The following is a 21371-nucleotide window of genomic DNA, read 5'->3' as shown; positions in this document are numbered from 1 at the left end:
CACAATACGCCCGCCCGGCCCACCGGGCGGGCGCAACTGCATCGCAGCAAACAGTCTGAATGCCCAGCTGTTGCCTAATCAGCACCCCCATCGTTTTTCATTTGCTTACGTCTTTTTCACGATTCTTATCCGTCATTACGTAAATCACATCAAAGCCGGTAAAAAAACCAATTTATTTCCAAGACTTATTGAACTGAATATGGTTTTTCTTATTTCTTATAAGCCCACTTAGCAGGCGTGGCATAGCTATTGCGGAATGTGTCCTCGAATATCTACACGAGGAACTGTCCCGTCATGACCAGCAACATCCAGGCTCGACCGCGCTCCATCGCTCGTCGCAATGCCGTCGCCCGTTTCCGCCTGTCGCCGGTAGCCGCCGCCATCGCCGCCGTCTCGGTCCTCGCCAGCGGTGCCGTGCACGCCCAGGAAAAATCCAGCGCCGAGTTGCAATCGGAAATCACCCGTCTCAAGCAGGCCCTCGAAAAAGCCCAGCAGGAACTGCAAAAGAAGGAAGGCGGCAGCGCGCCCGCCGCCTCCGCCCCAGTCGCCACCGAAGCCGCCGCTGCGCCCGCCAAGGAAGAGCCCGTCGCCCTCGACGCCGTGGTGATCCGCTCCCGTAACCGCATCGAGCGCCTGCAGGACGTGCCGCTGTCGGTCTCCGTCGTCACCGGCAAGGAACTCGACCGCCTTGGCGCCGGCGACATCGCCGAGATCACCAAGCGGGCTGGCAACATCTCGTGGAACCAGGGCAACCAGCGCACCTCCAGCCTGTCGATCCGCGGCATCGGCAAGCAGGGCCAGACCGAAGCCCAGGATCCGCCGGTCGGCGTGATCGTGGACGGCGTCAGCTACGCCTATAACGCGCTGACCTCCAGCTTCAACTTCCACGACGTGGAAGCCGTGGAAGTCACCCGCGGCCCCCAGGGCACACTGCTCGGCAAGAACGCCAGCCTGGGCGCCGTCAACATCGTCACCCGCAAGCCCTCCTTCACGCCCAGCGCCGACTACTCGGTGACCTTTGGCCAGCGTGACCGCCTGATCGGCAAGCTCGCCGCCGGCGGTCCGCTGATCGACGATCTGCTGGCCTGGCGCGGCAGCTTCGTCGTCGAAAAGGGCCGCGGCGACATCTACAACACCAACAATCCCGACCTCACCTACCAGAACATCGAGCGCGTCTCCGGCCGCGTCCAGTTCCTGCTCACCCCGAGCGCCGACTTCAACGCCCGCGTCGCGCTGGAGCTGCAGCCCCGCTCGTCCGAAACCACCAACGGCCGCACGATCTACACGCCGACGCCGGCCACCTACGCCGACGGCTCCAAGAACCCGCTGAGCACCGACGCCTCCACCCGCCTGGGCCGCCGCTGGTTCACCCAGGGCAGCTACAGTTACGCCAACAACTACCTCTACGGCGGCGGGCAGAACGCCGTCAATGTCGATGCCGCCCGTGGCCTGGTCACCGGCAGCCGTGGTGCGTCCGCCGAACTAAACTGGGACCTGGGCAGCCACACGCTGACCTCCATCTCCGCCTACAAGGACTACCACTTCAATGCGGTCAATGACGAAGGCACCCCCTTCGACATCAACACCAATTCGGGTGGCTTCTGGAACGACTACCGCCAGATCAGCCAGGAAATCCGCCTGACGTCCAAGCCCGGCGGTTTCGTGGACTACCAGACCGGCCTCTATTTCATCAACGTTCATAACAGCAACGATTACCGCCGCTCGTGGGGCAACGATGCCGGCGCATGGTTCGCCAGCACGGCCCAGTACAACCGCCTGGATGCCGACGCCGCCGGCCGCTCGCTGATGCAGAATTCCCTCGGCCGGCTGTCCATGTCCTATAACAGCCCGACCGGCTATCAGTCCATCAACAACAAGAGCACGGCGATCTTCGGCCAGGCCAACTGGCACATCTCCGAGCCCTTCACCATCACCACCGGCCTGCGCCTGACCCAGGAAGACCGCACCAATACCGGCAGCAGCTACATCAAGGACAACGGCAACGGCGCCGAACTGAACCCCGTCTCCGTCAATGGCGTGCAACTGGGCGGCTTCAATTCCGATGCCAAGGGCGTGCTGGGCGCCAACAACGCAGCGCAGTTGGCGCTCGCCAACCTGGTCGCCCAGAAGTACTTCAACGCCGCGTCCTACTCGACCCTCACGGCAGCCCAGAAGCAGCAGGTGGCCGACGCCAAGAACATCCGCGCCTCCAACATCGGCGTGGTGTTCAACAGCACCGAGGCCGAAGCCTACCGCGCGGTGCTGCCGGCCTTCGTGATCAGCCCGAGCTACAAGTTCAACAACAACCTGACCGCCTACACCTCGTGGCAGCACGGCGAGAAGGCCGGTATCGCCCAGCTCACCAACGGCATCTCCAACCTGGTCAAGCCGGAGAAGAACGACTCCTTCGAAATCGGCTTCAAGTCCGCGCTGTTCGACAAGACGCTGATCCTCAACGCCGACGTCTACGTCACCAACATCCGTGACTACCAGCAGACCACGCGGGTCGTCGATGCCTACACCACCAACCTGAAGTCCGACGGCACCGTCTACTACACCAACGCCACCGGCAACGTGCCGAAGGTGCAGTCCAAGGGTGTCGAGTTCGACGGCGTATATGCCGGCATCAAGAACACCACGATCCGCTTCTCCGGCGCCTACACGGATGCCCGTTACAAGGACTTCACGAACTCCGCGCAGCCCAACGAGAACGGCTACACGGGCGCGGCGCCGTACCAGGACGTCTCCGGCCAGACCCTGCCGGGCGCCTCGAAGTGGACCTTCAACGTCGGTGCCGACTACAACCGCCCGGTGTTTGGCGACAAGGTGTTCCACGCCAGCTTCAACACGGCCTATTACAGCCGCTTCAACTCCGATGTCTCCCTGTCCAGCTATTCGTGGATTCCGGACTACAGCGTCACCGACCTGTCGGTGGGCATCGGCAAGGCCGACCGCTCCTACGACGTGAGCCTGCTGGTGAAGAACGCCTTCAATGACAGCACCCCGCTGTCCGCCACATGGAACAGCTACGTGCCCGCGGTGCCCCGCTGGGTCGGCGTGATGTTCACCGGCAAGCTGTAAGCAAGAACCTCCTCGTCTCTCGAGATTTCCCCCGGGGCCACCCGGGGGTTCTTTTTGACTACGAGTGCTTTGAATTCAGCAGCGCCATGCGCCGATTCCAGCAGCGATTCTGCTGCTGAACTCCAAGCCCTTGATAACAAAGACCACTCCAACACAAAGGGCATGGCATCAAGATTGCCTATTCACCGGGATCGCCACTCCGGCGTCATTCCGGAACTCCGTTTCCGGCCCCTGTCGTCCGTCACAAGAAAGGCATCCCGGTGAAACGTCTCCTGTATCAGATCCACCGCTGGGCGGGCATTGGCCTGGCCCTGTTCATGTTCATCTGGTTCCTGTCCGGCCTGGTCATCATGTACGCCGGCCCGTCGGCACTGGGCAAGACCGAACAGCTGGCCCACCGCGAGCTGCTCAACCCCGAGTTCGGCTGGCTGAGCCTGGGCGAGGCATGGACGCGCAGCGCCGCCGAGCGCCCCCAGGGCAAGGCCGTCGTCACCGACGCGCGCCTGGTCCGCCAGGCCGGCCAGCCCCTGTGGCTGGTGGAAGACAGCCGCGGCGGCCGTTTCGCCCTGTCCGCCACGGACGGCCGCGTGCATGAGACCTCCGCCGACGAGGCCGCGCAGATTGCCGCCCAATGGCTGGCCGCCGACAGCGCGCCCGTTGCAGCAACGCCGACCTACCTCGACACCGGCATCCAGGACAGCGCCGTGCGCAACCACGAAGCGCTGCGCCCCTTCCATCGCTTCACCGTCGGCGACAGCGGGCGGGAGCTGCTGATCTCCGCCCGCACCGGCGAAGTGGTGCGTGACTCGACCCGCCTCGACCGCGTGCTTTACTGGACCGGCAACTGGATCCACCTGCTGCGCCCTCTCGAAACCGCCGGCCTCAGCGCCGACACCCGCCGAACGGTGCTGGCCTGGCTCGGTTTCATCGCCTTCGCCGCCTGCCTCACCGGCCTCATCATCGGCTGGCAGCGCTGGCGGCCGGGCTGGGGCGGTCGCCCCACCTACAAGGAGGGCCGCACCCAGCCCTACCGGGAGTTCTGGTCCAAGTACCACTTCTGGACCGGCCTGCTCGGCGGCAGCGCCGCGCTGCTATGGGCCCTCAGCGGCTACCTCAGCAACAACCCCTTCCAGCTGTTCTCTGCGGCAACGCCCAACAAGGAGGAACTGGCCCGCTACCAGGGCGCCGAGCTGCCGGCCGTAATGCGCGACTGGCGCCCGTCCGCCTTTGTCACCGCCGACGAGAGCCGCCGCGTCGTCGAGCTCGCCTGGCGCCGTCTCGGCGACAAGGCCGTGCTGGTCGCCCAGGCCGCCGACGGCAGCCGCCAGCCGCACAACGCGGAGGCCAGCGTAAGCCGCTTCGACGCTGCCGCGCTGGCCCAGGCCGCCGGGCGCCTCGCCCCCGGCAGCAAGGTCGCCGCCCAGACCACCCTCGACGCCTACGACAGCTACTACTACCCGCGCCATCACCAGGGCGCCGTCGAGCGCCCGCTGCCGGTGGTCCGCATCGACCTGGACGACAAGGGCGCCACGCGTCTTTACATCGACCCGCAGGACGGCCGCCTGCTGCTGCGCCAGGACGACAGCCGCCGCGTCTATCGCTGGCTGTACTCCGCGCTGCACCACTGGGACTTCGGCGTGCTCTACCAGCGCCCCCTGTGGGACGCCTGGATGCTGGTGTGGGTGCTGCTCGGCGTCGTCCTTGGCGCCAGCAGCGTGGTGATCGGCTGGCGGCGCCTGCGCCGTACCTTCGAAACCGACAAGCCGAAACCCAAGGCCAAGCCCCAGACCACCGGCCAACCGCGCCTGGCTACCGACAGCCCGGCAAGCTGAACACCGCTTTTACAACCGACCTAGGAAACACCGCATGAAGCGCACCACCCTGATCGCCGCCACCCTCGTCCTCGCCGCCGGCGCCGCCATCGCCCAGCAGGCCGCCGAGGCGCCCAAGCTGCCCCTCGGCTTCTTCGTCACCAGCGTCGGCCTCGGCAAGGGTGCCGACCTGGGCGGCCTAGCCGGCGCCGATGCCCACTGCCAGAAGCTGGCCGCTGCCGTCGGCGCCGGCAACCGGACCTGGCGTGCCTACCTGAGCACCCAGGCCGCCGACGGCCAGCCGGCCGTCAACGCCCGCGACCGCATCGGCAAGGGTCCGTGGGCCAACGCCAAGGGCGCCATCATCGCCAACGACGTGGCCCACCTGCACGGTGACACCGTCGAGCTGGGCCAGCTGGGCAGCAACCTGCACCGCACCACCGCACTGACCGAGAAGGGCGACCCGATCAAGGGCGTCGGCGAAACCCCGAACCAGCACGACATCATCACCGGCTCCAAGCCCGACGGCCGCGCCTACGCCGACGCCGCCGACCACACCTGCAAGAACTACACGAGCAGCGGCGAAGGCAGCGTGCAGCTGGGCCACTCCGACCGCACCAACCGCGGCGCCACCGGCGGCAACGTGTCGTGGAACTCCACCCACGGCAGCCGCGGCTGCAGCCAGGACGCGCTGATCGCCACCGGCGGCGCCGGCTACTTCTACTGCTTCGCTACCAACTGATCCACCCGCCCCGGCCTGGCCGGGGCCTCTGCGCGGGGCCTGGCCCCGCCCGATGACCACCATGCGCTCCTTTCCGATCGCCCGCCGCTTCGCTTCCGGCCTGGCCGTGCTGGCCTTGAGTCTGGCCGCAGACACCGGCCTTGCCGCGTCGTCCCGCGCCAGCACGGCGCAGGTCGAGGCCGAACTCGTCGCCTCCGCCGCCGCCATCCGCCCCGGCGACGAGATCCAGCTTGGCGTGCGCCAGAAGATCATCCCCCACTGGCACACCTACTGGGTCAATCCCGGCGACTCCGGCCTCGCCACGCAGATCGCGTGGACCCTGCCCAACGGCGCCCGTGCCGGCGACATCCAGTGGCCAATACCGGGCCGCTTCAAGCTCGGCCCGGTGGTCAACTACGGCTACGAGAACGAAGTCACCCTGCTCACCACCGTCACGGCACCGGCCGATCTGCCGGCAAGCGGACGCTTTCCGGTGAAGGCCACGGTGGACTGGCTGGTCTGCCAGGAAACCTGCATCCCGCAGCAGGTCGAGCTGGAACTGACGCTGCCCGTGCAGGCCACCGGCAGCACCGTCGGCCCCGGCAGCCCGCTGATCGAAGCGGCCCGCGCCCGCCTTCCCGTCACTAGCCCGTGGCCCGTCGATGCCCGCGTAGGCAAGGACACGCTGGCGCTGCGCATCACCGATGCACGGCTGGCTGCCCGTTTCGCCAGCCAGGCGCCCGGCGAGCTGTGGTTCTACGCCGAGCAGTGGGGCAAGACCGCCCATGACGCGCCGCAGCCAGTCACCGTCGTCGGCGAAACCCTCGAAATCCATATCAAGCCCGGCGAGGAGCCACCCAAGGACGGGGAAACCCTCGCCGGCGTGCTGAGCATCAGCAACGATGACGGCCAGACGCAGGGCTACCGCATCGCCGCGCCGGTGTCGGCCGCCGCCGGGGTCAGCGCCGGGGCGACGCCAACCGGCGAGAACGCCGACCTCTCCGTCGGCATGGCCGTGCTGCTGGCCCTCGCCGGCGGGCTAATCCTCAACCTGATGCCCTGCGTCTTCCCGGTGCTGTCGATCAAGGCCTTGTCGCTGCTGCGCCACGCCGGTCACGACCGCCGGCGGGTGCGCCTGCAGGGCCTCGCTTACACCGCCGGCGTGCTGGCCAGCTTCGCGGCCCTCGGCGCCGTGCTGATCGCCCTCAAGGCCGGCGGCACGCAGGTCGGCTGGGGCTTCCAGTTCCAGTCGCCACCCTTCGTGCTGGCGGTGGCCTACCTGATGTTCGCGGTCGGCCTCAGCCTGTCCGGCGTGTTCACGCTGGGCGGTTCGGCGGCCGGTATCGGCGCCTCGCTGGCCGACAAGCCGGGCTACGCTGGCAGCTTCTTCACCGGCGTGCTGGCCACGGTGGTCGCCACGCCGTGCACCGCTCCCTTCATGGGCGCCGCCCTCGGCTTCGCGCTGGGCCAGCCTGCGCCGGTGCTGCTGGCGGTGTTCCTCAGCCTTGGCCTGGGTCTCGCCCTGCCCTACCTGCTGCTGTGCTTCTGGCCGGCGCTGCAGCGCGCGCTGCCGCGCCCCGGCGTGTGGATGGAGCGCGTCAAGCAGGCGCTGGCCTTCCCGATGTACGGCGCCGCCGTGTGGCTGGTGTGGGTGCTGGCCCAGCAGGCCGGCCCCAACGCCATCGCCATCGCGCTGGGCGGCATGCTGGCCATCGCCTTCGCCGCGTGGCTCTACGACAGCAGCCGCAACGCCCACGTGTTCGCCCGCCACGGCAGCACCGGCCTGGCCGTACTGACCCTGCTCACCGCGCTGGTCGGCGGTTATGCCGGCGTGCAGTCCAGCGCCGCCAATGCCGCGGCCCCAGCCACGGCCGGCACCGCCAAGCACGCCTGGGAGCCCTATAGCAAGGCCCGCTTCGACGAACTGCGCGCCGCCGGCAAGCCGGTGTTCGTCAATTTCACCGCTGCCTGGTGCATCACCTGCCTGGCCAACGAGAAGGTCGCCCTCAGCGACGCCGGCGTGGCCGACGCCTTCCGCCAGGCCGGCATCACCTACCTGAAGGGCGACTGGACCAACCAGGACCCGCAGATCTCCGCCCACCTGGCCGAGTTCGGGCGCAGCGGCGTGCCGCTGTACCTGCTCTACCCGGCTGGCGCCAGCACCGCGCCACAGGTGCTGCCCCAGCTGCTCACCCCCGCCACGGTCCTGTCCGCCATCGCTGCGGCCGGACCAGCCACCGCTTCCCCCAAACTCGCCAAGGAGTAATCACGATGCCCTTCGCCCTCGCCCGCAAGCTCTCCCGCCGCAACCTGCTCAAGCTGGCCGTCGCCACCCTGCCGCTGGCCGCCGTCGGCAGCGCCCACGCCAACGCCGAGATCGGCCAGCCGGCCCCGGCCTTCACTGCCCAGGGCGCCGACGGCAAGCCGGTCAGCCTGGCCGCCTACAAGGGCAAGACGGTAGTGCTCGAATGGACCAACCACGAGTGCCCCTTCGTCGTGAAGCACTACGAGAGCGGCAACATCCCGCAACTGCAGAAGGACGCCACCGCCAAGGGCGTGGTGTGGCTGCAGGTGATCTCCTCGGCCCCCGGCAAGCAGGGCCATGTGGAAGGCGCCTCGGCAATCAAGATCAACGGCTTCCGCAACGCCGCGCCGAGCGGCGTGGTGCTCGACCCGGACGGCAAGCTGGGCAAGCTCTACGGCGCCCAGACCACGCCGCACCTGTTCATCGTCGATCCGGCCGGCAAGCTGGTGTACAAGGGCGGCATCGACAGCATCCCGTCGGCCCGCAAGGACGACATCGCCAAGGCCGACAACTACGTGAAGCTGGCCCTCGCCGACCTCGGCGCCAACCGCCCGGTGGCCCACGCCAGCACCAAGCCCTACGGCTGCTCGGTGAAATACGCCGACTGAGCCGCGCTCCAGCGAAAAAGGGGCGGGCCGCCGACCACACGGCGCCCGCCCCTTTCGCATTCAATCCGTCATCCCGCCACAGCGGGAATCAGATCGCGGAACGCTCAGTCCGCCCGCTCGCTGCGGCGCTCCAGATCCTGCTCGAAGGCCGCGATGATGGCCTCTTCCCGGCTATCGAAAAGCGGCCCCGGCAGGCCGGCGTAGCTGGCCAGCGTCGGCGCCTCGCTGTCCTCACTGGCGAAGTGGAACAGGAACTCCCCATCCGGCGTCGCATACACGCTGAACAAACGGTTGGCGTACACCACCGGCAGCTCGGCGCCCAGGCTGCCGATCTCCACGTCGTAGAGTTCGCAGGCCGCCTCCAGCGCCGCTTCGTAGCTGTCTTCAAACGGGCTGTCCTGGTAGGTGTCGTCGTCGAGTTCCACGCCGGCCGCTTCGTACACATAGCCGCCCGCCTGGGGCACGTGCCAGATCGCGAAGTCGATGTGTTGGAAAACCTTGCTCACCTGCTTGGCCATTTTTCGTCTCACTGATTGATGCGTGTTCGGGCCCGAACTATAGCAATGCCGGGCCGGCAAGGCGCGATAACGCGGGATCCGGGCCACCCTTGATACCGGTTAAAGCCCTGGCCACCGGCTTGGCCGACAATGCCTGCTCCCAGCCCCACTACGCGGAAGAAAGACATGCAGAACAGACCGTGGATCACCCTGGCGCTCGGCGCGCTCACGCTGCTGACCGTACCCGGCCAGGCATCCTTCGCCGCCGACGCCCACCATCATCACGAACACCACGGTGCCGCTCCGGCCGCCGGGCTGCATCTGAACGCTGGCGCCCGCTGGGAGACGGACGCCCCGCTGCGGCAGGTCATGGGCGACATCAACCAGGCGCTGGCCGACGCGCTGCCGGCCATTCACCGGGAACGCTTCGGCAAACGCGACTACACGGCCCTCGCCAGCACCGTCGAGCGGAAGATCGCCTATGCCGTCGAGCACTGCCGGCTGGCCCCCGAGGCCGATGAAATGCTGCACCTCATCATTGCCGACATGCTGGGCGGCGCCGAGATGATGCGCGGCAAGACGCCCGGCCAACGTCACGCCGGTGCCGCCCGCCTGCAGAAGGCTCTGCAGGCCTACGGTACCTACTTCGAGCATCCCGGCTGGCAACCCGCGGCGGACTGACGCCCCCCACACACAAGCGAAAAAAACCCGATGGCGCGGGGGGCGGCATCGGGCGGTACTTCACCCCCACCAGACGGGGGCATCCGTCATCCTGTTGCTGGCGGTTTCGGTAGCGTAATCCACGTACATGATGCGGCCCTTGGCGGAACTGGGCAGTGAGCGAGAGAACAAGCTCGGCTCCCTGAACCAGGCCCGCCAGGGCGGCAAGGCGGCCCTCGACAACTACCCGATCGACCCCAACCTGCTGGCCCAGCTGCAGTCCAACATGCCCCAGGTGCGCGAGCAGATGAAGCAGCAGAACGTAGCCCCGATCCTGCTGGTGATGCCGCAGATCCGCCCGCTGCTGGCCCGCTACGCGCGGCTGTTCGCGCCCGGCCTGTCCGTGCTGTCGTACAACGAAATCCCGGAGCAGCGGGAAGTCAGCATCGTCGGTTCGCTGGGCTGAGCCCTGCCCCACCGCGGGCGGCCCGGCCAGGCGCCCGCATATGTTTTGCAGAATTTCTTGGTTCCGCCCGCGGCCGGGTGGAAATAGATTGGGTAGCCGGACCGCGACCGCGGGTCCGCACCCGATCCACCAAGGAGTCTGCCCATGGCCGAAGCTGCTGCCCCCCAACTCAACCCGCTGGCGCGGGACTTTCTCGCCCGCCTGCCGCAAGAGCCCGTCCCCGGCAAGCAGCTCCATCGCACGGAAAGCGGCGCAGTCGTGGGCGACTGGTTCGGTTTCCAGCTGTCGAGTGCCTTTCAGCCCATCGTCGATGGCCGCAGCGGCGTGATCGTCGGCCGCGAGGCCTTACTGCGCAGCCACGGCACCAGCGAGCACGGCCTTTCCCCTTGGAGCCTGTTCTCCACGGCGGCGGAGGATGCCCGTCTGATCGCCCTCGACCGCCTGGCCCGCACGCTGCATCTGCTCAACGCGCTGACCGCCGGTAACGACCAGCCGCTCTTCCTCAACGTACACGGCCGCCTGCTCGCCGCCGTCTGCGACGACCACGGCCGCGCCTTCCGCCGCGTGGTGGACGCCCTCGGCGTGCCGCCGGACAGCATCGTCATCGAGACGCCGCCGGAGGCCAGCGCCCAACCCGACCTGCTGGCCTTCGTGCTGCGCAACTACCGCAGCAACGGCTTCCGCGTCGCCGTGAACGTGGCGTCCCCTGCCCAATGGCAGGCCATCTCCAATACCGTGTGGCCGCATTTCGTGAAGGTGGACCGGCGCAAACTCGGCTACGGTGTCGAAGCCCACGAAAGCCTGACATGGCTGAGCAGCCTGCGCGAAGACGCCCGCATCATCGTCACCCACGTGGAAGAGCCCGCCCCGGAACTGGCCGCCGAGCATGTGCTGCTGCAGGGCTACGCCTACGGCCACCCGGTTGGGGCGACGGCATTCGCGCAGGAACAGCCCGCGAGCAACGGCTGATCTGGCAAATACCGTGGAGGCGAACCGTGGGGGCGAATTCATTCGCCCAAAGTCGGCTGAACGAAGTCCGCGGGCGAATGAATTCGCCCCCACGGGCTTGGACAGCGCATCCTCGTCAGGCGCCAGGCGGCGCGGCTCAAACACCGCCCTGCCCCGCGACAGCCTCCCACCTCAGGCGTGCAGCCAGCGCCGGTGCAGGCTGCGGGCGGCGTGGTCGAGCAGGTAGCCGAGGAAGCCGATCACCAGGATCGCCGCCATCAGGTCCGAGTAGGCCAGGCGGTCGCGGGAATCGAGGATGAAATAGCCCAGCCCGGCTGACACGCCGAGCATTTCCGCCGGCACCAGCACGATCCAGATGATGCCGATGGCCAGCCGCACGCCGGTCAGGATGTGGGCGGTGATGCCGGGCAGGATCACCCGCAGGATCGTCTCGCGACGGGTCGCCGACAGGCTGCGCGCCAGCAGCAGCCAGTTGGGGTCGAGCTGGGCCACGCCCGACGCGGTGTTGAGCAGGATCGGCCACACCGCCGCGAAGGCCAGCAGGAAGTACACCGGCGCATCGCCGACGCCGAGCACCATCACCGCCAGCGGCATCCACGACAGCGGCGAGATCATCCGCGCAAACTGGAACAGCGGCGTCGTGCTGCGGGAGAACCACTTCGACAACCCGGTCAGCACGCCAAGGGGAATGCCCAGCACCAGCGCGATGGCGAGGCCGATGCCGACCCGCTGCAGGCTGATGCCCACGTGGGTCCATAGGTCTCGCCCCTGCAGCAGTTGCAACAGCGCCTCGAAGGCCGGCACGGGTGCAAAGCTGGCCGCCACCGGCGTGTGGGACGCCAGCCAGCCGGCGCCGACGGCCCACAGCAGGGCCGCGGCCAGCAGGCCGGTGAGCGGGAGCAGGAGATTCGCCACCATCACACCGCCAGCACTTCCTTGCGCAGCAGGTCGGCCGGCAGCCCGAAGGCCGACGGCCCGCCGACGGCGGCGATGGCCTTGCGCACGAAGCGGTCATCCACCAAGTCGCGGGCGGCGAAGCGCGGGTCGAGCTTGGCCAGGAAGGCGTTGTCGCCCTCCACCTTGGTCTTCTGCAGCACGCGCACCAGCTCTTCGGTGTAGGACGGGAAGGGATAGGGCTGGAAGTCGATGCGCCGCTGGTACCAGCCCTTGTTGCGCGCCGCGCCGCTGGCCTCGTAGCTGGCGTAGTCGGTGGTCGCCAGCACCTTGGCGAGCACCTGCGGGCTATGCGGCGTGTAGCGGTTGTCGTCGGCGCTGGACAACAGCTTGGCGGCGTCGAGCTGGTTGCTGCGGGTCCACAGCTGGGCTTTGACGATGGCGTTGGTGACGCGCTGGGCCCATTCCGGGCGCTCGGCGATATCCCGCTCGGCAAGAAAGGTCACGCAGCAGGCGTGGTTCTTCCACACGTCGCCGGACAGGCGCAGCACCTTGCCGACGCCGGCGGTCTCGGCCAATGCGTTGAAAGGATCGGCGACGATGAAGCCGGCGATGGACTTGCCGGCCAGCGCCGACACCATCTCGGCGGGCGGCAGCACGATCAGGTTCACCTCGTTGCGGGCCAGGCCCGCGTCCCGCGCCTTGGTCACCGGCACCAGGCCGTTGGCCTGCAGGATCTGCTGCAGCAACACGTTGTGGATCGAGTACCAGAACGGGATCGCGACGGTCTTGCCACCCAGCTCGGCAACGCTGTTGATGCCCGGCGCCACCGTCAGCGCCGAGCCGTTCACGTGGTTCCAGGCCACCACCTTGGCCGGGAAGCGCGTGCCGTAGCGCACCCACAGGGTGGCCGGCGACAGCAGGTGGATGACGTTAACCTGGCCGGCGACGAAGGCCTCGACGATCTGCGCCCAGCTGCGGAACAGGCGTGGCTTCTCGACGCGCAGGCCTTCCGCCTCGAACAGCTTGCGGCCGTGGGCGACGAGTAGCGGCGTGGCGTCGGTGATCGGCAGGTAGCCGATCTTCACCGGCAGGTCGCTGCCCGCGCCCTGGGCCAGCGCGTCACCGGCAGACAGCAGCGGCGCCGCCACGCTGGCGGCGGTGAGCGCCGACAGGCGCAGAAAGTCGCGGCGGCTCAGGCCGCAGCCGCAGTCCGGCGACTGGCAGATATGGATGGAACGGGAGTCGGATCGGTAATCCATGAAGTCGGTCTCCGGTGGGAGTTTCAGATCAATGCGCGGTCGAGTGCAGTTTTATTGGCTGCTGTGGCGTAGCGCCGCGAGGATGGCCAGGCGCAGCGCGGAGACGGCCTCGGGGAAATCCTCCCGCGGGCGCGGAATGTCCACCGTCCACTCCTGCACCAGCCGGCCCGGCCGGCCACCCATCAGCACGATGCGGTCGGCGACCAGAATGGCTTCGTCGATGTCGTGGGTGACCAGCAGCACCGCCGAATGCCAGCGATGCACCACGTCCACCAGCAACGCCTGCATCTCGGCGCGGGTGATCGCGTCGAGCGCCGAGAAGGGTTCATCGGCGAACAACAGCTCCGGTTGCCGCGCCAGCGCACGTGCGAGCGCCGCGCGCTGGGCCATGCCGCCGGACAGCTCGGACGGATAGGCCGCCTCGCGGCCGGCCAAGCCCACCGCATCGATGGCGGCGGCCACACGCTCGGCCAGTTCGGCCCTGGCCGCCTTCGGCTGGTGCGCGAAATCGAGGCCGAAGCCGACGTTGCCGGCCAGGTTCAGCCACGGCAGCAGGCTCGGTTGCTGGAACACCAGCGCGCTGCGCGGATGGGGTTCGACCAGCCCGTCACCGAGGAAGCGCACCTCCCCCGCCACCGGTTTTTCGAGGCCGGCCAGCACGCGCAGCAGCGTGGACTTGCCGCAGCCGCTGCAGCCCATCAGCGCGACGATCTCGCGCCGGCGCACCGTCAACGAGACGCCGTCGAAGATGGTGCCCACACCGGCATGGGCATAGGACAGGCCACTGCCTTCCAGCACCGCCGGCGCGCGGCCGGCTTCGGCGATTGCCGGTTCCGCCAGCGGGCTGTTCATGCGGCCCTCAGGGCGGCGTGGCGTTCCAGCTCGCCGTGCAACTGGGTCAGGCTCGGCGTGACGACCGGTACGAAGGCGGCCTCCAGCCAACGCCGGGCGAAGTCGCCGGTGGTCGCCAGCAGGTAGGCGCGGCCGCCAGTGGCGTCCAGTTCCAGGTCGGCCGCCTCGCGGACGATGCCGGCCAGGCGGATGCGGATGCGGAACAGCGTCGCCGCCTGGACTGCAAAACTTCCGTCAGCAAGGCCGTTGCGCAATGCAGAGATGGCGTCCGCCAGATCGGTCTCGATGCCGTCGATGCGCGCCTGTAGCCCGGCCCGGGCGGCGCTGCCACTGGCCTTCGACGCCGCAAGGCTGGCCCGCGCCAGGCCGATGGACATGCCGCACTGCAGGCTCAGGAAGGCTGGCCGCACCCGCGGCAGGAAAGCGCGCGCATCGGCGGCGATCAGTTCTCCCGCCCCCGAGGCCACGCCACGGATGTCGATGGCCGCGGTGTTGCTGCCGCGCAGGGCCAGCAGTTCCAGGTCGTCGCTGCGCACCGCGCCAGGCGTGTCGTGGAAAAGGGCCACCACCGCCGGCGGCTGGCCGTCGGTCGGCTCCACCGCCGCCGCCACCACGTAGCCGCTGCGGCGCAGATTGGTGACCCACGGCAGGCGGCCATCGAGCGTCCAGCCGTCCGCCGTCGGCGTCGCGGCGACAGACAGGTTTTCAATGCCCGACAGGTACTTCATGGCATTGGACAGGCCGGTCGCGCCAGCCAGCTCGCCGCTCAGCAAGGCCGGCAGCGTGCGCTCGCGCAGCGCGGTGTTATCGCTGTCGAGCAGATAACCGATGAAGCAGCGCTGCCCCCAAAAGACGAAGGCGACGGTCAGTGAATGTTCGGCGACGCGGGCGATAGCCTCCACCGCGTCCCAGGTGCCGCCACCGCTGCCGCCCAGTTCCGCCGGCACGCCGATGCGGAAGAAACCGGCGGCGCCGAGCACCGGCACCACTTGGTCGGCATAGGTCGCGTCCCGGTCGAGGGATGCCGCGTGGGCGGATACCCAGGCCAGCGCGTCGTCCTGACTACGGATCGTCTGCGTCATGCTTCCAGCGCTCCCGGTCGGTAGGCTTGCAGCTCGGGGTTGATGCCGGTGCCGGCCAGGTTGTTGGCGAAGTTGCACAAGGTCGCCAGGCTCACGCCGAGGATGACTTCCAGCACCTGCTGCTCGCTGAAGCCGGCGGCCAAGAAGTCGGCCAGCTCGCCCTTGCCGACGTTGCCGCGGGTCAGGATCACCGCGCGGGTGAAGGCCACCAGCGCGTCGAAACGGGCGTTGCCGGTGCTCGCCCGCTCCTGCAGCGCGCGCACCAGATCCCGCTCGAGGCCGGCCTTCTTGAGGGCGATGGCGGTATGCCCGGCCACGCAGAAGTCGCAGCCATGCACGCTGGCGGCAGTGATCTGCACCACTTCCCGCTCGGCCAGGCTGAGGCTGGCGCGGGCGTTGATGCCGGACACCGTGAGGTAGGTTTCGAGGGCCGCCGGCGCATTGGCCAGCACACCGATCAGGTTGGGCAGGAAGCCGTTGTTGGTGATCACCGTGTCGATGAAGGCACGGCTGCCCTCCGGCGCGGTGGCGGGGGTATGGACGGTCAAGCGGGTCATGGAAATCTCCACAGCATTGTTCGTGATGGAGCCATTCTCCCCATCGGGCGGGACGCCCTCTATGCACGAACGTCGCTGCTTTTTGCTCTTTCGTCTAACGGTGTGTGTGTGGCAGCGGATTGCGGCGCGCGCGCTGGAAGGCGCCCGGTTGCTCGCCGATCACTTTCTTGAAGGCGCGGGTGAAGGCCGCCTGGGAGTAGTAGCCAACGTGCTCGGCAGCCCGCAGCACACTGTCGCCGCTCTGCAGCCGGCGCGCGGCGATCTTCATGCGCACCTGCAGCAGGAACTGGGCCGGCGGCTGGCCGCTGGCCTCGACGAAGTGGCGACAGAAACTGGCCCGCGACATGCGCGCCACGCGGGCCATGTCCTCGATGGACCAGGGCTTGCCGGGCTCGCGCAGCAGGTCGTCGAGCAGCGGTGCGAACTCCGGCCGCCGCGCCACTGCCAGCAGGCCGGCAGCCACATCGTCGCGGCGCGCCACCTCACGGATTACGTAGAAGAACAGCAGCTCGGTGAGACGCTCGATCAGCGGCGACGGCGCGCCATCGCCCCGCTCCGCCTCGGCGAGGATCAGATCGAACAGCGGCGCCACCGCCTTCAGCGCGGCGGAATCGGCGCGGATCAATACATAGTCGGGAAAGGCGCCGCGGAACAGCTCGCCGAGCAGGCCACGGAACTGGAAGAAGCCGCAGGCCAGCCCGCAGGCGCCGTCCAGCGCCGGCACCATCGGCTGCATGTCGCAGGGCTCGAAAGCCGGCCCCGCATCGGGCTCGGGCGTCAGGCAATGGGGAATATCGCGCAGCAGGAAGACCCCTTCCCGCTCGCCGAGGGCGATCGGCGCCTGGCCGTCGAGGTGCAGGTAGGACTGGCCACGCAGCACCAGGTGGAAGCTGGCCTTCTCCCGGCCGGCGGTGGACGCCCGCCACGGCCCGCAATACTGGCCCACGTGGAAGACGGTGGCGTCCAGTTCGAGCCCGCTGACCAGCCAGTGGGCAAGACGATCGGTTTCGGTGCTCATGGGTTCGTTGTCCGGCGTGAAGTGGCCTCAAGTGTTGCCAAGGCCAACCGGAAAACGAACCAATTAAAAGTGCTTTGCTTATCGCCGCGAGCGGGAATGAGGAACGATCCACAAACCCAACAGCATCCCGGCCACCAGCGCCAGCGCGGACGAAGAGCCGAAGCCCAGGGAGACCACCGCCGGCCCGGGGCAATAGCCGGCCAGGCCCCAGCCGGCGCCGAACAGCGCGCTACCGACAATCAGGCGGGCATCGATGGCGCGCTTGGGCGGCAGGCACACCGGCAGCCCGGAAAAGGTCGCGCCGCGACGGCCGATGAGCACCACGCCAACCCGCGCCGCGGCGATGCCACCGACCATCACGAAGGCCAGCGACGGATCCCAGGCGCCAAAGATATCCAGAAAGCCCAGCACCTTGGCCGGGTCGGTCATGCCCGACAGCAGCAGGCCGACGCCAAACAGCAGGCCCGACAGCAGCGCACCGAGCAAGCCGATGGCACGGGCTGCACCGGTAGGCTGTGCGGTGGTCACCGCGACGGCGGCACGCTCATTCAGGTGGGAGGCGCTCATGCCCCTGCTCCCCCCAGCCCGTGCCGCACCAGGAATACCACCGCGATCGCGCTGCCCATGAACACCGCCACCGCCGCCAGCGAACTCAGGGACAGGCGAGCCAGGCCGCACACCCCGTGACCGCTGGTGCAGCCGTTGGCGAAACGCGTGCCGACACCAACCAGCAAACCGGCCAGCAGCAGGACACGTGCGTCGGGGGCCTCCGCCGGAGCCGGAACACCCAGCCCTGGCGCGAACAGGTGCAGCACCAGCGGCGCCAGCAACAAGCCGGCCACAAAGACGAAACGCCAGGCCCGATCGCCCGGTGCCCGCAGCAGCCCGGCCAGGATGCCGCTGATTCCAGCGACGCGGCCAGTCACCAGCAACAAGGCGGTGGCAGCCAGCCCGATCAGGGCCCCGCCAGTGACCGCAGACCAGGGCGTGAAGGCCTGCCAGGCGATACTCATTGGATACCTTTCGTTTGGTGAAGCGATCCCACCGGCCAACTCACTGTGGCGGCGAACAGTGGATTAACCTGCCCCGCGGATCACAGCGCCCAGGAATACCCCACCGTCAGCACGTCCTGGCTCATGCGCAGGTCGGCCTCGCCGCCGCCGAAGCTGGCGGGGATGGAGCCCGAGCCGGACACCGTGGTCCGGGGCACCCGGGTATAAGCCACGCTCCACTCGCCGCCGGGCGCACTCTTGAAGCTGGCGCCGAGGCTGTAATGGTTGCGCACCACGCCGGGGGCGAGGATGTTAACAAAAGTCTGGTTGGCCGGCACAGCCTGCTGGTTGCGGCTGACGCCGGCGCGCAGGGTCAGGCGTTCGTCGGCCTTGTAGATTGCGCCGATCTTCACGGTGGACACGTCGCGCCAGCCGAAGCCGGCGCCGTTGTCGGCCCCCAGCTGCCCGCCGCTGAACAGCACCGACAGCGGATTGCCGACCGCCTTCACGCTGCTGTACTCAACCCGCTGCCAGTCTGCCGCGAGGGTCAGTGCCGGCAAGGCCTGCCAGGCCACGCCGACGCCGTAGTTGGCCGGCACGTCGAAGCCGCCGCCGCCTTCAAAAAGGCCCTTGTAGCGGCCGAGTTCGCCGGTCTCGATGCGCGACGACCAGCTTGCGCCGAGCTTGACGCTCGGCAGCACCTCGCCGATCCAGCCCAGCTTGATGCCGACGCCGGTGGAGCTGTCATGACCGCGGTCGGTCACCGAGCCCGGATTCGACGAGGTCATCGGATTATCGAAGGCACCGAGCCCGCGCGCCGCGAAGCGCTGGTAGGCAAAGGTCACCGCGGCACCAATGGACTGCGTGGGAGTCAGCCTATAGGCGACGGACGGCGTGATGAACAGCTGGGACAGATCGACGCCGGCGCGGCCGGTGGAGCCAAAAGCACCGAAGGGATTGCAGCAGTAATCGGTGTTCATCCCGCCATTGCCATACACCGCAACGCCCCAGCCGAGGTTGGGCGACAACTGGCGGGCGTAGCCGAATTCGGGAATCAGGAAGTTGTTGCTGTCGTTGGCGCTGAAGTCACCGTTGGCGCCATAGCCATTGCCGCGGATCGAAGCGCCACGGTCGGGCCGAAACAGGGACACGCCCAGGTCGACGCGGTCGCCCACCAGCACAGTGCCGGCCGGATTGGCGGCCGCGGCGAGCCCGTCCTGCGGCAGGGCGATGGAAACACCGGCAACACCCTGGGCGCGCACGCCGTAACCGTGGGAGAAATAGCCGTTGGTGGCCGACGCGGCAAAGGGCCACGCCGCGGCCGCTAGGCTGGCGGCCAAAAGAGTCTTGCGCAAGTTCATGGTTTTGTTTTTCTGTAGAAATGACTGTCGATCCACCTGCCCATGAGCGTCATGGGCGACGGATTTCTGCTTTCTCGGAATGCTCGATCAAGGACGCGGCGCTGATACCAAACGCCGATGCGACCTTGAGCACGGTCGCCAGAGATGGCACCGCGTTGCCCCGCTCGACCTCGCCGGCGTAGGAGCGGCTGAGGCCGGCCCGGTCGGCAAAAACCTCCTGGGACCAGCCCCGCTCCTCCCGCAGCTGGCGGACAGCCAGGCCGAAGCGGCGGGTCAGCGCGGCCATGGGGTGGACCGCTCCTGGCCGGCTACCGCATGCTGCAGGCCGGCCTGGGTGATGTGACTGCCCGGTGGCACGCTGTGGGTCAGCCACACATTGCCGCCGATGCTGGAGCCCTCGCCGATGGTGATGCGCCCCAGAATAGTGGCCCCGGCGTAGATCACCACGTCGTCCTCGATGACCGGATGGCGCGGCTGCCCCTTTTCAAGGCTGCCGTCCGCACCGACCGGGAAGCGCTTGGCGCCGAGGGTGACGGCCTGGTACAGGCGGACCCGGTTGCCGATCACCGCCGTCTCGCCGATCACCACGCCGGTGCCGTGGTCGATGAAGAAGCTGTGGCCGATCTCGGCGCCCGGGTGGATGTCGATACCGGTGGCCGAATGGGCCAGCTCGGCGACGATGCGCGCGATGAGCGGCACGCCGAGCGAATACAGGCGATGGGCGATGCGGTGGTGGATGACGGCCAGGATGCCCGGGTAGCACAACACCACTTCGTCCACGCTGCGCGCCGCCGGATCGCCGAGGAAGGCGGCCTCCACATCGGTATCGAGCAAGGCGCGGGTGGCCGGCAAAGTCGTCGCGAACTCGCGGATCACATGGGTGGCCTGGCGGCGGATCGCCTGTTCGTCCACATCGCCGTGGCGGGCCTGGTAGGCCAGTTCCAGGCGCACCTGCTCGAGCAGCCCGTGCAGCGCCGCATCCAGCGTGTAGCCGACGTAGTAGTCCTCGCTCTCCTGGCGCAGGTCGGCCGGGCCGAGGCGCATCGGGAAGAGCGCTCCGCACAACTGTCCGACCACAGTGGCCAGCGCATCCCGCGACGGGAACTCGCGGCCACCAGCCTCGCGGCTGCGGCCCTGGGCCTCGCGCCAGCGGTCGCGCACGGCCCGCAGGCCGCCGACCACCGCGCCAAGGTCCCAGTGTTCGGCCGCGACGGATTCGTCGTGCGTGCTCACGGGCTCGCGCGAGTTCATGCCGGCAGGCCCGCGGCGTCGAAGACGCCTTCGAACAGCACCGAGCTCAGGTAGCGCTCACCGGAGTCGGGCAGGATCACCACGATGGTCTTGCCTTCGTTCTGCGGCAGCTTGGCCAGACGCACCGCCGCGGCAACCGCAGCGCCGCTGGAGATGCCGGACAGGATGCCTTCCTCGCGGGCCAGACGGCGGGCGTAGTCCACCGCCTCTTCGTTGCTGACCTGCTCCACGGCATCGATCAGCGACAGGTCGAGCACGCCCGGCACGAAGCCGGCGCCGATGCCCTGGATCTTGTGCGGGCCGGGCTTGAGCGGCTCGCCGGCGCGGACCTGGGTCAGGATCGGGCTGGCCGACGGCTCGACAGCCACCGACTGGATGGCCTTGCCGCGGCCTTGCTTGATATAGCGGCTGACGCCGGTGATCGTGCCGCCGGTGCCGACGCCGGACACGAAGATGTCCACTGCGCCGTCGGTGTCGTCCCAGATCTCGGGGCCGGTGGTGGTTTCGTGGATGGCCGGGTTGGCCGGGTTCTTGAACTGCTGCAGCAGCACGTATTTGTCCGGATCGGAGGCGGCGATCTCCTCGGCCTTGGCCACCGCGCCGCTCATGCCCTTGGCACCCTCGGTCAGCACCAGCTTGGCGCCGTAGGCGGTGAGCAGCTTGCGGCGCTCGATGCTCATGGTCTCGGGCATCGTCAAGGTCAGCGGAATGCCCTTGGCGGCGGCAACAAAGGCCAGCGCGATGCCGGTGTTGCCGCTGGTCGGCTCGACCAGCTCCTTGCCAGGGCCGAGCAGGCCGCGCTTCTCAGCGTCCGCCACCAGCGCCGCGCCAATGCGGCACTTGACCGAATAGGCCGGATTGCGCCCTTCGATCTTGGCCAGCACGGTGGCATGGGCACCTTCGGTGATGCGGTTGAGCTTGATCAGCGGGGTGCGGCCGATGGACTGGGCGTTGTCCGCGTACCATTTCGACATGGGAATCTCC

21 protein-coding genes are annotated in these 21371 nt (G+C 68.3%); 8 read left to right on the top strand and 13 right to left on the bottom strand.

Features of this window, described 5'->3' with window-relative positions; all coding sequences use genetic code 11:
* The first annotated feature begins 294 nt into the window (after positions 1-294).
* From ACE3RX_RS15775 to ACE3RX_RS15755, 5 genes are all read left to right on the top strand, one after another.
* Positions 295-3081, top strand: coding sequence for a TonB-dependent receptor (locus tag ACE3RX_RS15775; RefSeq protein ID WP_374485755.1), 2787 nt, complete (start codon positions 295-297; stop codon positions 3079-3081).
* Positions 3082-3341: 260 nt separating this feature from the next.
* Positions 3342-4913, top strand: a complete 1572-nt coding sequence (locus ACE3RX_RS15770) for a PepSY domain-containing protein (protein ID WP_374485752.1) — start codon at positions 3342-3344, stop codon at positions 4911-4913.
* Positions 4914-4947: 34 nt separating this feature from the next.
* Positions 4948-5634: a lectin gene (locus ACE3RX_RS15765; protein ID WP_374485750.1), complete on the top strand. Its 687-nt coding sequence runs from the start codon at positions 4948-4950 to the stop codon at positions 5632-5634.
* 52 nt (positions 5635-5686) lie between these two features.
* Positions 5687-7879 carry a protein-disulfide reductase DsbD family protein gene (locus tag ACE3RX_RS15760; RefSeq protein ID WP_374485748.1) on the top strand — a complete coding sequence of 731 codons (2193 nt, stop codon included), beginning with the start codon at positions 5687-5689 and terminating at the stop codon, positions 7877-7879.
* Positions 7880-7884: 5 nt separating this feature from the next.
* Positions 7885-8526: a redoxin domain-containing protein gene (locus tag ACE3RX_RS15755; protein ID WP_374485746.1), complete on the top strand. Its 642-nt coding sequence runs from the start codon at positions 7885-7887 to the stop codon at positions 8524-8526.
* Between the two features lie 104 nt (positions 8527-8630).
* On the opposite strand, the gene ACE3RX_RS15750 is transcribed toward ACE3RX_RS15755, so the two are convergent.
* On the bottom strand, positions 8631-9044 hold the full coding sequence (locus tag ACE3RX_RS15750) for a hypothetical protein (protein ID WP_374485744.1): 414 nt from the start codon (positions 9042-9044) through the stop codon (positions 8631-8633).
* 165 nt (positions 9045-9209) lie between these two features.
* Between ACE3RX_RS15750 and ACE3RX_RS15745 the strand changes: the two genes are divergently transcribed.
* From ACE3RX_RS15745 to ACE3RX_RS15735, 3 genes are all read left to right on the top strand, one after another.
* Positions 9210-9704 (top strand): hypothetical protein, encoded by a 495-nt coding sequence (locus tag ACE3RX_RS15745; RefSeq protein ID WP_374485742.1) that lies wholly within the window; start codon positions 9210-9212, stop codon positions 9702-9704.
* Between the two features lie 127 nt (positions 9705-9831).
* Entirely contained in the window at positions 9832-10149 is a 318-nt protein-coding gene (locus ACE3RX_RS15740; RefSeq protein ID WP_374485740.1) for an FHIPEP family type III secretion protein, read from the top strand.
* 144 nt (positions 10150-10293) lie between these two features.
* Positions 10294-11118 (top strand): EAL domain-containing protein, encoded by an 825-nt coding sequence (locus tag ACE3RX_RS15735; RefSeq protein ID WP_374485738.1) that lies wholly within the window; start codon positions 10294-10296, stop codon positions 11116-11118.
* 171 nt (positions 11119-11289) lie between these two features.
* On the opposite strand, the gene ACE3RX_RS15730 is transcribed toward ACE3RX_RS15735, so the two are convergent.
* The 12 genes from ACE3RX_RS15730 to cysK all read right to left on the bottom strand — a co-directional run bounded on the left by ACE3RX_RS15730 (position 11290) and on the right by cysK (position 21361).
* Positions 11290-12036, bottom strand: a complete 747-nt coding sequence (locus ACE3RX_RS15730; RefSeq protein WP_374485736.1) for an ABC transporter permease — start codon at positions 12034-12036, stop codon at positions 11290-11292.
* Positions 12036-13274 (bottom strand): ABC transporter substrate-binding protein, encoded by a 1239-nt coding sequence (locus tag ACE3RX_RS15725; RefSeq protein WP_374485734.1) that lies wholly within the window; start codon positions 13272-13274, stop codon positions 12036-12038. The genes ACE3RX_RS15730 and ACE3RX_RS15725 overlap by 1 nt, the downstream gene beginning before the upstream one ends.
* A gap of 51 nt (positions 13275-13325) precedes the next feature.
* Positions 13326-14126 carry an ABC transporter ATP-binding protein gene (locus tag ACE3RX_RS15720; protein ID WP_374485732.1) on the bottom strand — a complete coding sequence of 267 codons (801 nt, stop codon included), beginning with the start codon at positions 14124-14126 and terminating at the stop codon, positions 13326-13328.
* Entirely contained in the window at positions 14123-15208 is a 1086-nt protein-coding gene (locus ACE3RX_RS15715; protein ID WP_374485730.1) for an acyl-CoA dehydrogenase family protein, read from the bottom strand. The genes ACE3RX_RS15720 and ACE3RX_RS15715 overlap by 4 nt, the downstream gene beginning before the upstream one ends.
* Complete coding sequence (locus ACE3RX_RS15710; RefSeq protein ID WP_374485728.1) at positions 15205-15765, bottom strand: carboxymuconolactone decarboxylase family protein; 561 nt, start codon at positions 15763-15765, stop codon at positions 15205-15207. The genes ACE3RX_RS15715 and ACE3RX_RS15710 overlap by 4 nt, the downstream gene beginning before the upstream one ends.
* Positions 15766-15859: 94 nt before the next feature.
* On the bottom strand, positions 15860-16783 hold the full coding sequence (locus ACE3RX_RS15705) for an AraC family transcriptional regulator (protein WP_374485726.1): 924 nt from the start codon (positions 16781-16783) through the stop codon (positions 15860-15862).
* Between the two features lie 78 nt (positions 16784-16861).
* On the bottom strand, positions 16862-17350 hold the full coding sequence (locus ACE3RX_RS15700) for a DUF6691 family protein (RefSeq protein WP_374485724.1): 489 nt from the start codon (positions 17348-17350) through the stop codon (positions 16862-16864).
* Entirely contained in the window at positions 17347-17796 is a 450-nt protein-coding gene (locus ACE3RX_RS15695) for a YeeE/YedE family protein (protein ID WP_374485722.1), read from the bottom strand. Before ACE3RX_RS15695 ends, ACE3RX_RS15700 begins: the two co-directional genes overlap by 4 nt.
* Positions 17797-17876: 80 nt before the next feature.
* On the bottom strand, positions 17877-19136 hold the full coding sequence (locus ACE3RX_RS15690) for an OmpP1/FadL family transporter (protein ID WP_374485720.1): 1260 nt from the start codon (positions 19134-19136) through the stop codon (positions 17877-17879).
* 49 nt (positions 19137-19185) lie between these two features.
* Positions 19186-19422 (bottom strand): helix-turn-helix domain-containing protein, encoded by a 237-nt coding sequence (locus tag ACE3RX_RS15685; RefSeq protein ID WP_374485718.1) that lies wholly within the window; start codon positions 19420-19422, stop codon positions 19186-19188.
* Positions 19410-20387, bottom strand: coding sequence for a serine O-acetyltransferase EpsC (gene epsC, locus ACE3RX_RS15680; protein WP_374485716.1), 978 nt, complete (start codon positions 20385-20387; stop codon positions 19410-19412). The genes ACE3RX_RS15685 and epsC overlap by 13 nt, the downstream gene beginning before the upstream one ends.
* On the bottom strand, positions 20384-21361 hold the full coding sequence (cysK, locus tag ACE3RX_RS15675; RefSeq protein WP_374485714.1) for a cysteine synthase A: 978 nt from the start codon (positions 21359-21361) through the stop codon (positions 20384-20386). Before cysK ends, epsC begins: the two co-directional genes overlap by 4 nt.
* Positions 21362-21371 lie beyond the last annotated feature (10 nt).

The sequence above is a fragment of the Zoogloea sp. genome, from assembly GCF_041914405.1.
In the GTDB taxonomy this organism is placed as follows: domain Bacteria; phylum Pseudomonadota; class Gammaproteobacteria; order Burkholderiales; family Rhodocyclaceae; genus Zoogloea.
Note: the sequence above shows the minus strand (reverse complement) of the source record. Positions and strands in the feature narration are given on the sequence as shown.